Genomic DNA, 12,555 nt, shown 5'->3' with positions numbered 1-12,555 from the left:
ACTAGCCGACCACTATCTGGACACCGAAGCGAGTTTGCGCACGGTCTGGATCAGGTGGTTGGGGTCAAAGGGCTTGGTCACGTAGGCGTCGACACCGATCTCGTACCCGCGCCGGACATCATGGTCCTGCGCCCGCGCGGTGATCATGACGACCCGGATGTGCTGAGTCGCCTCATCCTCCCGCAGCCGCGCGGCGGTGACCCACCCGTCCAGCCGCGGCATCATGACGTCCAGCGTGATCACATCGGGCGCCACGTCCCCGACCCGGTCGAGGCAGTCCTGCCCGTCCACCGCCGTCGCGACCTCGAACCCTTCAAGTTGCAGGTTGACGGCGATGAGCTGCCGGATCACCTCATCGTCGTCGACGACCAGCACGCGTCCCAGTGGCTCGGTCACGGCCTCGAAGTTAGTCGACCGGGGCCCCCGACGCACGGCGAACACCCACGTACGCACGAGCCCGCCAACCCTGGTAGCCTTCTTCTCGCGCCGAACGACCAGCGCAGGGCCCCCTTAGCTCAGGGGATAGAGCAACGGCCTCCGGAGCCGTGTGCGCAGGTTCGAATCCTGCAGGGGGCACCTTCCAGAAAAGCAGAACCCCGGTTGACCAGCCAGAACAACGGTCACCGGGGTTTGTTGCATTTTCTGCGCAAGTTACGGATTATCCGTATTCACCGAAGGACATGACCAGCACCGCGCGATCCCCGGGCGGAGCCCGCAGAGGTGAGCCGGGCCATTCGCGCGCAGAGCAGCGGGCTGGACAGATGCCTCCGTCACCGTTGATGCACTTGGCGTATCACTGGGGATAAGCATGTAACCGGTGTAGCGTCGTTGTGTGGACGAGGCGGAAGTGAGCGGCCGGATATGGCGAGACCAGGTTCGCCGCCGAGGCACTGTCGAGCAGGACAAGGAAGCGCTCGGCCGACTCACCGAGTATGACCATGACCCCTTCGAAGTCGAACTGTATGAGCACTTCTCCGATCCTCTTGTCGTGCTCATCGACCGCGCCCAGCGATCCAGGGCCGGTCAGCACGCCAGGCACGAAGGACGGCGGATCCAGCAGGGCGAGCGTGCTTCAGGCTCACGAAAACGCTGATGATTCTGTTCACTGACAGCCGGCAGCGCATGGCCGCTGGCTGTCCGACTTAGGCAAATGGTCCAGTCGCAAAGCTGCTAATGAGGGTTGGCGGTTCGTCTCTGCCTGAGCTCACACCAAGTAGCTGTGAGTTGTTCAGAGACTCAGGGTTAGGGCTGCTTGCCGCATGCAGTCTGGGCTGTCTTACCTGACGGGTACGCTCCTGCGTCGTTGTGGGTTTGGCGTGAGGAGCGGGCATGGGAGCCAAGACCGGATTGCTGATCTACGCCGACGGTGAGATCAGTCAGGCTCTTCGCGCGGCGTCCGCGCCCGGCCCCGCGCAAGCCGCTGCTCTGGTTGAGCGGCTCTATCCCGGCAGGGTGGTTCGGGAGGGTGAGCCGTCCTCTCTTGGCGACGGCTGTTATCCGAGCCCGGGGACGGTGTATGCCGGGAGCTTTCCTGGAGTCGACGTCGTCTGTGATCAGCGGGTGATGCTCGACCATCCCTCAGAGCTTGCGGGTCATCTGGTCGAAGCCAGTGCGGGACGCAGGCTGGTTCTCCACGCGATGCACAGCGTCGTCGACTGGTTGGCCTTCGCCGTGTGGGAGGACGGGCAGTTGGTCCGTTCGTTGAGCCTGTCTCCTGACAACGGGATCATGGAAGACATCGGTGACCCGCTTCCCTTCGAAGAGAGCTTCTGGGCCGGCGAGCATCCGGTTCCGGATGATCCGGACTGGTCGGAAGAGCCGTACCCGTTGCCGTTCCATCCGCTTGATCTCGGCGAGGCTGCGCTGCGCGCCCTGTTGGGGTTCATCTTGGAAGGCATGCCTGAACCGGATGACATCGATCCGTATGGCATTGAACTCCTTGGATTCCAGATCGCCGATCCGGATGAGGTGGTTGCGCATGATGCCGCCATGGAGGAAGCCGTCAGGGCGATGGGGCAGCCACGGCGCTTCACGTTCGGCCCTGATGGCTCATTGAGCGAGATACGTTCCCCGAGCCGAATGAGCTTTTCCTGGTTGGCATCGTTGGTGTCGAAAGCGCGACGCGGAAGTCAGCAGCGATAACTGCGAGCGTCGTTCAGTCGGGAAAGCGCGGGTGAACGGGGTACGGAGATTGCATCACGGTCATTTTTGGTGAACGTGGTCGTAGAATGAGTCTACGGCGGGTTGGCCGATGTAGTTCGGGCCGGCTTGGTCGTCGGCTCCGAGGTATCGGTAGGGGAATTGGACTTTTCCGCTGCCTTCGCGGGAGATTCGGCGGCGGGTGGTGTCGTAGGTGAACCCTTGTTGGCGTAGCTCATAGGTGAGTTGTCGTCCGGCCGGTGTTCCGTCTGAGCGTCGGATTGAGCGGGTGTCGAGGTTGGCGATGAATACGCCGTCTTTGGTTAGCCAGGATGCGACGCGTTTTAGTACGCCTAGTTTGTCGCCTATGTAGTGCAGGCCGTGTACGCATGTGATCAGGTCGAATTTTTCGTTTGGCTCCCACTCGGTCGCCGAGCCGGTGATCAGACGCAGGGTTCGGGGGACGGTGGTTGTCAGGAAGTGGTCCACCAGGTCCAGGCCGACGATCTCCACTTGTTCCGCCAGGTTTCCCTTGGCCGTGAGTTGGGTGGCTTCCAGAAGGGCACGGCCGCTTCCGCAGCACAGGTCCAGCCACCGCACACGGGGCGATCGGGTACAGCGCTCCGCCAAGACCTCCATGATGTCCAGGCCGAGTTCGCGGCCATAACCGTTCGAGCCGGTCAGCGACCTTTCGCGGTTCATGGCGCAGTTGGCGACGACCGATGAGCCTTCCAGGGCCGCGTCGTCCAGCAAGGGGGGCATGGGGATGATTATGGCCGCATGTTGCGGGCGGACGGCAGATGGCGCGCGAATGGGATGTTAAGCACAAAACGCGACTAAGTGGTCATGGCTTGATCGGTTCCCCGCTGGGCCCTCTAGGCAGGGCCGCCCCTCTGCGCAGGGGCGGTCGGACGCCCGCCCAACTCTTGCTCAGGGAAAATTCCCGGATCTTGCGATCTATCCTTTTGGGGGCCTTCGTCCTTTTTTCGGGACGCTGACTAGCGGGAATGCCATCCAGGCCGTCACGCGCCGGGGGCAGCGTGAAAGATCGTTGGTGGCAATATCAACTTTTTGTCGCGCCCCGGCCTCGAAAAGCAAGAGGCAAAAGCAGGTGACAACTGTAACCGTCCCGTCACGCTGCACTCCCCCCGCATCCGAGCCCGGATATTGTAGAAGAAATTCATGTATTACCGTCTGCTGCCCAACGGCAACGTTCAGGTCACTTCCGGGCTCTTGTTCTGGACCGAAAAGGGCATCTGGGATAAGGCCAAACCCCTGCTCACCGACGGCGTGATGCTCCACAACGGCTCACTCCTCACCCTCGCCCCCAACTCCGGCCCCCGGCTCCACGCCACCCTCACCTCCCCCGACGACATCCCCGACCTCACCAACCGCAGGTGGGACGCCGTCGTCCAGCTCCGCTCCGGCGAGCTCCTCCGCCTCGACAACCGCCGGCTCTTCCGCGCCAGCTCCGCCTACGCCAAGCAGTGGACCGAGGTCACCGTTCCCGGCGAGCTCGTCATCGCCGACATCGCCACCCTCCCCGACGGCACCCTCCTCTGCCTCACCGACAAGGGCCGCTTCTGGTCCTGCACCCCCGACCTCAAGACCTGGCAGCAGCGCCCCGACATCCCCCTCTGCGGGCTCGCCCGCGTGGAGGCGCTCGCCGACGACGCCCTGCTCGGCGTCTCCTGGGACAAGCAGCCGGACGAGCCCGGCGATCTCTACTACCTCCCGCCCGACCGGTCCGGCTGGCGCGTCATCGAGAGTTCGCGCAAGCTCTCCAACGTCATCGCCCTGCCCGGCGGCGCCCTGCTCGGCGTCACCCCCGAGAAGCGGCCCAACGAGCCCGACCGCAAGCCGATCATCAGCTACACGTCCCCGGCCCCGTGGCGCGCGGTCAGCAAGCCGCCGGTGGGTCTCGTCTCCCTCACCCGCGGCCTGGCCCGCGACGAGCTCCTCGCGCTCGGCAACGACGGCAAGCTCTACCTGGGCAAGGTCATCCCCAACGGCGACGTCAAGTGGGCCCCGTCGGACCTGCCCGCGCCCGCGTTCAAGGTCGTCAGCATCGCGGGTTCGCCGCGCACCGGGGCCGTCTACGCCGTCAGCAGCGACACGACGATCCACCGGTACACCCTGGAGAAGCGGGCCTGGGCGCAGGCTCCCAACCGGAACGGGCTGCACTCCGTCACCATCGTCGATTCCGACGGCACCTTCGTCGCCGCCGGTCCCCCGCTCGGGAACGGCACCAGCAAGCGCTACCTCTTCCAGAAGGACTGGAGCCAGCTCCCGGACGGGCACGCCATCGTCTCGCTCGGGACCGCGCACGACGGTTCCCTCCTGGAGGTCCGCCCCGACGGCACCGTGCACCGGCGGGCGACGATCGACGACGAGCCCGTCCCCTGCGGCATCACCGGCACCGCCCAGGTCGTCTACGCCGGTGAGACCGTCGACGACAGCCCCGAGCGCTGGCTCCTGCACCACACCTCCCCCGACTTCCAGAGCGTCACCGGCGACGGCCGTCCCTGGGGCGACGGCACCGCCATGGCCGCCCGCGCCCAGTACGGCCGCAAGCCTTGGGACGACGGCAACCGCGTCACGCCCTTCATCGGCGGCGCCGACACCCTCGCCGCCATCCGCGACTGCTTCGAGGCCGCCATCGCCGAGGCCGAGTTGCTGGGGACGCCGCCCGGCCAGCGCGGGCACGTCTACATCGCCGACTGGCTCCTCAACGGGCTCCGCGACCTGTCGGAGGACAACCCCTGGGGCGTCGGCTCGTGGAAGGACCAGACCGGCAGCGTCGCCCGGGACCAGACGGCGCTCGGCCTCATCGGCCGGCTCATGGCGGCCGGGATCAAGGTCCGGGTGATGGTGTGGATGCCCACCAGCAACCAGGGCTACGTCATGGAGGCGCAGCGCCGCCAGCACGCCGCGCTCGCCGCCGCCGTCGAGGAGCTGAACGCCCACCTGTGCGCCAAGAAGGACTGGGCAGCCGCCGACCCCATCGGCGTGTGCGCGCTCGACCTGCGCACGGCGTCGTCGATCACCTCGTCGCTGCACCAGAAGACGGTCATCGTCCGGGTCGGCTCGGTCAACGTCGCGTTCTGCGGCGGCGTCGACCTCGCCTTCACCCGCCGCGACGCCCGCCGCCCGCTCAACGCCATGGCCGGCGAGGGCGACTGGCAGTCCGGGTCGACGATCCCGATCGCCGCCGACTTCTGGCCCAGGGCCGCCCGGCCCACCGGCGGCAAGGAGATGACCTTCCCCTTCGCCGACGACGTCAAGAGCCAGTACCCCGAGGACCTGGCCCAGGACGTCTACGGCCAGCCCCGCAACTGGCACGACCAGCACCTCAAGCTGGAGGGCCCCATCGTCGGGACGCTGGAGGAGCAGTTCGACGAGCGCTGGCGGCTGCCCGCCAACGTCGCGGTGTACGACCCCAAGATCAGCATGATCAAGTTCTGGGAGAAGTACCAGGGCGAGGGCTGGGTCCTGTTCAGCAACGCCAAGGCGTCGCCGACCGGCAAGTCGGTCGCGATCCCGTCGCTGGGCCCGGTCGTGCCGCCGCCGCGCTGCGGGGACGCGGTCGTCCAGATGTGGCGGACCATCCCGGTGGGGGCCAACCGGGGCGGCGCGCTGCTCACCCGGGGCGAGTTCACCGTCATGGCGGGCGTGGCCAACGCCGTCGCCAGGGCGGAGAAGCTGATCACCATCTGGGACCAGTACTTCTGGAGCGAGCCGCTCGCCCGGCTCCTGGCGCACCGGGTCGCGACCGTGCCGGGGCTGCGGCTGGTCGTCGTCCTGCCCGCGCACGGCTCCACCAGCCCGTCCACCGAGATGGGGTACCGCAAGCGCGCCCTGACCACGTTGTGGAACGGGCTGGGCGACCAGGGCGGCCGTGACCGGGTGCTGGTGTTCGACTCGTGGAACCACGCCCGCAACTCCGGGATCTACGTCCACGCCAAGGTCCAGACCTACGACGACTGCCTGCTGGTCTGCGGCTCGGCCAACATGAACCGGCGCTCGTTCACCAACGACATGGAGCTGGACGTCGCGGTCCTGCACCGGCCGACGGTCCAGTGGCACCTGGGCCGCCTCGCCCACATGGTCCTCGGCCGCCCGTGGACCGACTTCGGGGAGGGCTGGAGCGACAAGCTCTTCGCCGCCCTCCAGAAAGCGACGAAGCCGGACCTCACCCCGGTGTGCTCGCTGATCCCCGACCCGTTCTTCGGCGCGGTGCCCGGCACGCACACGCCCAACGGGATCCCCTACAAGCCCGACAGCACCTTCGCCACCGAGGGCCTGTTCGAGCCCGGCTCGCTGCCCGGCAAGATCGAGACCACCAAGCCGTCGGCCGTCGGCCACCAGACGGCCGGGGACGCGGTCGGGCGGCTCGACTTCCTGGTCCACCTCATCGAGGAGCACAACGACGGCAAGACCTTCCCCTACCGGCAGTGACGGCGCGCCACGCGGCGGTCATGACCGATGGCCGCCGCGTGGCCGGTCCGTGAACAGTGGGTCCAAGATCTTTTGCCGGGGCCGTCCCCCGTTTCAAGATCGACTGCGGGCGGCGCACGGTCCGCTCCAGTCGGAAGGGGAATGGGATGAAGAAGCTCCTCAGGACGGCCGCGGTGGGCGCCGGCATCGCGACGGTGGGCCTGACCTTCGCGCAGCCGGCCCTGGCCAACACCTTCAACAAGGCGGTCGGCGACGGCACCGTCAGCTACAACGACACCACCGACCAGTTCTGCGCGCAGGCGTACAACACCGAGGGCCTGCGCTCGATCACGGTCAAGCTGACCCCGATCAGCCAGTCCGGGCCGAGCCACAACTGGACCGACAAGAACTCCAACTACGCCTCGGGCGGCACCTCCGGCGCCACCTGCCGCAGCCTGTCCAGCGCCTACGAGGACACCCAGTACCGCGCCGAGATCTGGAGCTACTGGGGCGAGCGCGGCACCACGATCAGCCGCGGGACCGTCACCTTCTACAGCTAGTCGACGTTCGGACTCCCCGCACGCCCGCGAGGGTGTGCGGGGAGTCCCTCGTTTCAGACCGTGATCGGGAGGGTCGCGGGGCCTCGCAGGTTGATGCGGCCGTTCCATTCCGGCTCGCCCGCCAGGGCCAGGTTCGGGAAGCGGTTCACCAGGCGTTCCACCGCCACCCGGCCCTCCAGGCGCGCCAGGGCCGCGCCCAGGCAGTGGTGCACGCCCGAGCTGAACGACACGTGCTGGCGCGCGTTCTCCCGGTCGATCCGCAACTGGTCCGCGTCCGGGCCCCAGAACCCCTCGTCGCGGTTGGCCGAGGCCAGGCTGACGGCGACGAACGTCCCCGCCGGGATCTCCTTGCCCGCCAGCGTGAACGGCTCGGTCGTGATGCGGCGGCTCTGCTGCACCGGGCTGTCGTAGCGCAACATCTCCTCCACCGCGTTCGCCGCCAGGTCCGGGCGTTCGCGCAGCAGGGCGAGCTGGTCGGGGTGGCGCAGCAGGGCCAGGACGCCGCCCGAGATCAGGTTCACGGTCGTCTCGTGCCCGGCCACGTACAGCAGGACGAGCTGGGCGATCAGCTCCTCGTCGCTGAGGCGGTCGCCGTCCTGCTCGGCGGCGATCAGGGCGCTGAACAGGTCGTCGGCCGGGTGGGCGCGCTTGTGGGCGATCAGCTCGCGGGCGATGCCGACCAGCTCGTCGGCGGCCTCGGCGATCCGCCGCAGCGTGTCGGGGTCGGGCACCGGCTCCAGCGAGCGCACCAGCCAGCCGCTCAGCTCGCGGATGCGCAGGTGGTCGGTCGGCGGCATGCCGAGCATCCGGGAGATCACCGCGAACGGCAGCGGGAACGCCAGCGACTCCACCAGGTCGCCGCCGCCGTCGGCCGCGATCCGGTCGAGGGACTCCGCCACCAGCGCGGTGATCTCCGGTTCCAGGGCCGCGACCGAGCGCGGGGTGAACACCTTGGCCACCAGCGAGCGCAGCCGGGTGTGGTCGGGCGGGTCGCGGTCGAGCATGGACAGGCCGAGCACGATGCGGGCGCCGCCGTCGATCAGCTCGTCGTACTGCTCGCGCAGCAGGCCGCCGGTGACCTGCCGCTCGTCGACCGACAGGCGGGAGCGCAGGACCGTCACCACGTCCTCGTAGCGGGTCACGATCCACATGCCGAACGGGTGCTCGTGCACCGGGTCGGTCTCCCGCATGCGCCGGTAGGCGGGGTAGGGGTCGTCGGTGAAGCCGGGCTCGAACGGGTTGAACAGCAAGGGTGTCTCGGTCATCGGTTCGCCTCCGGGGTCAGGTCGCGGCCGCGTGGGACAGCAGGCGGCATCTCGGCGCCCGGCGTGCGGGCGCGGGCGCGGACGGGATGAGGGGCAGGTCGACGCCGGTCGCCCAGCGGAGCATCCGGCGGTGGTGGGCGTGCAGGGCGGCGAGGTCGGAGTGGTCGACGTGCGCGTCCAGGAGCAGGCGCTCCCCCGGCGTCGCCGCGGCGAGGTCGTGCCACAGCCGGACCAGGGCGGTGCGGACCTCGGACGGCCAGCGTTCGAGCAGGGCGTCCAGGCGGGCGTCGAAGGCCCGGTACCAGCGGCGCTGGACCTCCAGCAGGAACTCGCCGGGGCCGCCGAACTCCGCGTCGATCTCCGCGCCCCGGTGGGCCGGAATCTCCGGCGCGCCGGTCCGCGCGACCTCGTCGAGGACGGTCCGGACCAGGCGGTGGCGGCGGTGTGTGCTGTTCCACGACATGGTGGGCACCTACTTGGCGTTGGAGACATACGCTATGTATGTGTTCCTACGACCCGCGGCGGGGCGCGTCAAGGGTGGGGAGCGTCACCTGATCGTCGGGAACCTTCGCGGCGTCTGTGACGTACACGGCGCATGTCATAGGGTGGGCCGCATGCCGACCGTCAAGAGCCGCCGCGAGCAGTACTCCGAGGAGACCCGCGCGGCGCTCCTGGACGCGGCCACCCGCCGGTTCGCCGAGCACGGCTTCGGCGGCACGTCCCTGGAGGACGTCGCCGCCGACATCCGCGCAACGCGCGGCGCGGTCTACCACCACTTCGCCAACAAGACCGCCCTGTTCCAGGCGGTGTTCGAGCGGCTCGAAGGCGACATGATGCGCGCCCTCGTCGAGGCCGCCGAGCGGAAGGCCGACGCCTGGGACGCCGCGATCGCCGCGCTGAACCGGTTCCTCGACGGCTGCTGCGACCCCGTCTACGGGCGGCTGGTCTGGCAGGAGGCCCCCATCGCGCTGGGCTGGCAGCGGTGGCGGGAGTGCGAGGCCGAGTACGCCTACGGCTTCATCGAGCGGTTGTTGCGCCGCCTCATGGCGGACGGCGGCCTCGCGCCCCTGCCGCTGGAACCGACGGCCCACGTGGTCTTCCACGTCCTCGGCGCGGCCGGGATGGCGCTCGCCGAGGCCCCGGAGCCGGACAAACCACGCGTCCGCGAGGAGTACACCCAGGTGATCGGCCGTCTCATGGCGGGCATGCGCGACTGATCCGCGCCGATTGGCCCCGTATTCCCCGTGCCGCACCCCTGGCCTGTTGAGGCCACTGGGAGTAGAAAAACCTCAAAAGACCGTAATCATCGCAGCCGTAGCACGTCTTCTAGTGATCGCCTGATGACCGGCGAGGGTTGTGGCGGAATGCGGGCCTTGGGTTTGATTGCGTGGTGGTGATGGGCGGGGCACCAGAGTCGGACGCCGATCTGATGACGGCGGCCCGGACGGGCGACGAGCGGGCGTCGGGCGAGCTCTACCGGCGGCACCACGCCGCCGTGCTCGCGTACGCGCGCGGACTGGTCCGCGACCAGCACCTGGCCGAGGACCTGACCAGCGAGGCGTTCGCCCGGACGTTCGCCGCGCTGCGCGAGGGGCGCGGGCCGCGCGAGGCGTGCCGCCCCTACCTGTACACCGTCGTCCGCAACACCGCCGTCGACTGGGCGCGGGCCGGACGCCGCACGGTGGTGACCGACGAGGTCGCGCAGTGGGCCGACCTGCCCGCCGAGGAGCTGCCGGACGTCGACGAGCGCGACACGCTCGTGCGCGCCTTCCGGTCGTTGCCCGAACGCTGGCAGACGGTGTTGTGGCACACCGTCATCGAGGACGAGCCCGTCCAGCGGGTCGCCGAGCTGCTGGGCATGGGGGCGGGGGCCGTCACCCAGCTGTCGTTCCGGGCGCGCGAGGGGTTGCGGCTGGCGTTCCTGGCCGCCAGCGTCGAGGGGCATCCCGACTGCGCGCAGTTCACCGCGCAGCTGGCCGCGAGCATGCGCCGTCCGGGGCGGCGGCGGAGCCGGGCGTTGCGGCGGCATCTGGAGTCGTGCGACCGATGTCGGCGCGCGTCGCAGGAGATGGCCGACCTCAACGGGCGGTTGCGGTCGCTGCTGCCGATCGGTCTCATCATGCTGGACGCGCCGTCGGGGGTTCAGATCCCGGCGGCGGCCGCGGGCCTGCCGGGGTGGGTCGTCCCGGCGGGGGTGGCGGGGGCCGCGGCGGTGATCGCGGCGCTGCTGTTCACGACGATCGGGGACGGACCGGCCAAACCGCCGGACGCCTCGTCGCCGCTTCCGTCGTCCGGGCCGCCGTCGGCCGCCGCGACACCGATCCCGACGCTCCCGGATCCTGCTCCGGCGGGGCAGACGCTCGTGCCGAAGAAGCCCAAGGTGCCGAAGCGGCGCGCCGGTGCCGAGCCGGGGCGTCCGGGGCCCGGAGCTGGCGGCGGGGCGGGCGCGGGGACCGCCTCCGTCATCCGGAACACGACGTTGCGCTCGTGCCTGGTGCCCGACGGCGCGGACGTCGTGCAGCGGCGCGTGTGCAGCGGCGCGGAGGCCACCTGGCGGCGCAAGAACGTGGCGGGCGGGTTCACGCTGGCCAGCGCGTCCACGGGCAAGTGCATGGCGCGGGGCCGGTCCGCGCCGGGCGTGCCGTGGGAGGGCGGCGCGGAGTACACCGTGACGACGGCGGCGTGCGGCGGCCCGAACCAGGTCTGGAAGATGGTGCAGCTCAACCCCGGCGTCACCCGCCTGGCCAACGGCGACGGCTGGTTCCTCCAGGCGAGCTGGTCGGGGTTGCGGCCGGTGACGTTGAAGCCGTCGTCGTTCGCCGGGGTGGCCGCGCAGGGCTGGACCGTCGAGGGCGCCTGAGTCATCCGGTGCGGAGCTGGGCGCAGGGCGCGGCCTCGGCGTTCAGGGTGAGCCACGCCTCCAGCGCCATGTGCAGCTCCAGGCGTCCCGACGTGGCGTGCAAAGTGTCACCGAACAGCTCGCCGAGCTGGCGCAACCGGTAGCGGACGGTCTGGGCGTGCAGGTGCAGCCGCCCGGCGACCTCGGTGGCGTTGAACCCGCACTCCAGCGACACCAGCAACGTCTCGGCCAGCCGGTAGCGCTGCGCAGGCCGGACCGTGAACAGGGGGGCCAGCCGCCGCTGGATCACGCGCTCGACCAGCTCGCGTTCCTGCATCATCACGATGATCGGCATGTGCTGCTCGACGATGACGGGCCGCCCGTCGTCGATCAGCCCCTCGGCCGCCAGCTCCAGCGCCTGCCGGGCCCAGCGCAACGACGTGGCGAGCGCGGCCACCTCGACGGTGGGACCGACGGCGGCGCTCCACCCGCGCAGGTGCCGCTCCAGGGCCTGGGCGCGGCCGGGGCCGTCGGGGTCGGGCACGACCAGACAGGGTTCGGCCAGGTGCAAGCCGGACAGCAGGTCGGTGGGCAGGGCGGGCGCGCGGCTGCCCGAACGCCGCTCGCGCAGGGCGACGGCGGCGACCGTGCGGGGCAGCGGCCAGGCGGCCCGGCGCGCGACCTCGGCGAGGTCGCGCTGGTCGGGCACGGGCCGGGTGAGCAGCAGGTCGAGGAGCCGCCGCCGCTGGCCCTGCGTGGTGCCCGCCGCGTCGTTCTCGGCGTCGGCGTGCCCTTCGGCGACGACGGCGGCGAGCTGGTTGATGTAGCCGAAGACGGCGTTGGCGATGGCGGCGACCGTGGCGGCGCTGGCCCGGTGCCCGAGGATCTCGGCGTACTCGGTGAGCCGCTCGACCGCGACACCGGCACCGATCCTCATTGCCGCCTGCCAGGCGTCCAGGGAGCGCCCTTCGCTGGCCTCCCCCGCCCCGATACGCCGCCAGAAGCGCAGGATGTCGGCGGAGCTGACGTCGGGATCGGCCATCAGCTCCAGGAAGTGGCCGATGGCGTACTCGACGCCCAGCCCGAGCGCCTCGGCGTACCTGGGGTCCTGGGGCCGCAGGAACTCGGGCAGCTCCTTCTCGATCCGGCGCGCCGCCTCGGCCGCGATGCCCGGCACGTGGTCCCGGAGGTCCGCGGCGATCCGGTCGGCGCAGTCGAACGAGAGACCGAGCTCGATGCGGCGCTGGGGAAGGGGGACCGCCTGGCTGAGGTCAGACATCCGGAATCTCCTTCACGAGAACGACGTGCAGGAGAG

At 69.8% G+C, this 12,555-nt stretch carries 11 protein-coding genes and 1 tRNA gene; 7 read left to right on the top strand and 5 right to left on the bottom strand.

The window, feature by feature from the left end:
• Positions 1-12 precede the first annotated feature (12 nt).
• Positions 13-396 carry a response regulator transcription factor gene (locus AH6_RS25005; RefSeq protein WP_373861790.1) on the bottom strand — a complete coding sequence of 128 codons (384 nt, stop codon included), beginning with the start codon at positions 394-396 and terminating at the stop codon, positions 13-15.
• 108 nt (positions 397-504) lie between these two features.
• On the opposite strand from AH6_RS25005, the gene AH6_RS25000 reads away from it, so the two are divergent.
• The 3 genes from AH6_RS25000 (at position 505) to AH6_RS24990 (ending at position 2,142) form a co-directional block, all read left to right on the top strand.
• Positions 505-576 (top strand) — tRNA-Arg (locus AH6_RS25000).
• Between the two features lie 256 nt (positions 577-832).
• Entirely contained in the window at positions 833-1,093 is a 261-nt protein-coding gene (locus tag AH6_RS42705) for a hypothetical protein (protein WP_083983425.1), read from the top strand.
• A 236-nt stretch (positions 1,094-1,329) separates the two neighbouring features.
• The gene (locus AH6_RS24990; RefSeq protein ID WP_067484078.1) at positions 1,330-2,142 is read left to right on the top strand and encodes a DUF6928 family protein; all 813 of its coding nucleotides are present in this window, start codon (positions 1,330-1,332) and stop codon (positions 2,140-2,142) included.
• Between the two features lie 60 nt (positions 2,143-2,202).
• Here AH6_RS24990 and AH6_RS42700 read toward each other — a convergent pair whose 3' ends face one another.
• Positions 2,203-2,901, bottom strand: coding sequence for a class I SAM-dependent methyltransferase (locus AH6_RS42700; protein WP_157431694.1), 699 nt, complete (start codon positions 2,899-2,901; stop codon positions 2,203-2,205).
• Positions 2,902-3,321: 420 nt separating this feature from the next.
• On the opposite strand from AH6_RS42700, the gene AH6_RS24985 reads away from it, so the two are divergent.
• The gene (locus tag AH6_RS24985; protein ID WP_067484076.1) at positions 3,322-6,597 is read left to right on the top strand and encodes a phospholipase D family protein; all 3,276 of its coding nucleotides are present in this window, start codon (positions 3,322-3,324) and stop codon (positions 6,595-6,597) included.
• 146 nt (positions 6,598-6,743) lie between these two features.
• Positions 6,744-7,136, top strand: a complete 393-nt coding sequence (locus AH6_RS24980; protein WP_067484074.1) for a hypothetical protein — start codon at positions 6,744-6,746, stop codon at positions 7,134-7,136.
• A 53-nt stretch (positions 7,137-7,189) separates the two neighbouring features.
• Here the strand turns inward: AH6_RS24980 and AH6_RS24975 are convergent, their stop codons facing one another.
• Positions 7,190-8,401 (bottom strand): cytochrome P450, encoded by a 1,212-nt coding sequence (locus AH6_RS24975; RefSeq protein WP_067484072.1) that lies wholly within the window; start codon positions 8,399-8,401, stop codon positions 7,190-7,192.
• Between the two features lie 16 nt (positions 8,402-8,417).
• Complete coding sequence (locus tag AH6_RS24970; protein WP_157431693.1) at positions 8,418-8,864, bottom strand: hypothetical protein; 447 nt, start codon at positions 8,862-8,864, stop codon at positions 8,418-8,420.
• A gap of 151 nt (positions 8,865-9,015) precedes the next feature.
• Between AH6_RS24970 and AH6_RS24965 the strand changes: the two genes are divergently transcribed.
• The gene (locus AH6_RS24965; protein ID WP_067484068.1) at positions 9,016-9,618 is read left to right on the top strand and encodes a TetR/AcrR family transcriptional regulator; all 603 of its coding nucleotides are present in this window, start codon (positions 9,016-9,018) and stop codon (positions 9,616-9,618) included.
• Positions 9,619-9,797: 179 nt separating this feature from the next.
• A complete protein-coding gene (locus AH6_RS24960) occupies positions 9,798-11,261 on the top strand; it encodes a sigma-70 family RNA polymerase sigma factor (protein WP_157431692.1) in 1,464 nt (487 codons plus the stop codon).
• Position 11,262: 1 nt separating this feature from the next.
• On the opposite strand, the gene AH6_RS24955 is transcribed toward AH6_RS24960, so the two are convergent.
• Positions 11,263-12,519: a PucR family transcriptional regulator gene (locus AH6_RS24955; RefSeq protein ID WP_083983424.1), complete on the bottom strand. Its 1,257-nt coding sequence runs from the start codon at positions 12,517-12,519 to the stop codon at positions 11,263-11,265.
• Positions 12,520-12,555: the final 36 nt, after the last annotated feature.

The sequence above is a fragment of the Actinomadura hibisca NBRC 15177 genome (assembly GCF_001552635.1).
GTDB lineage: Bacteria > Actinomycetota > Actinomycetes > Streptosporangiales > Streptosporangiaceae > Spirillospora > Spirillospora hibisca.
The sequence above is the reverse complement of the archived record's forward strand: the minus strand, read 5'-3'. Positions and strand labels throughout refer to the sequence as shown.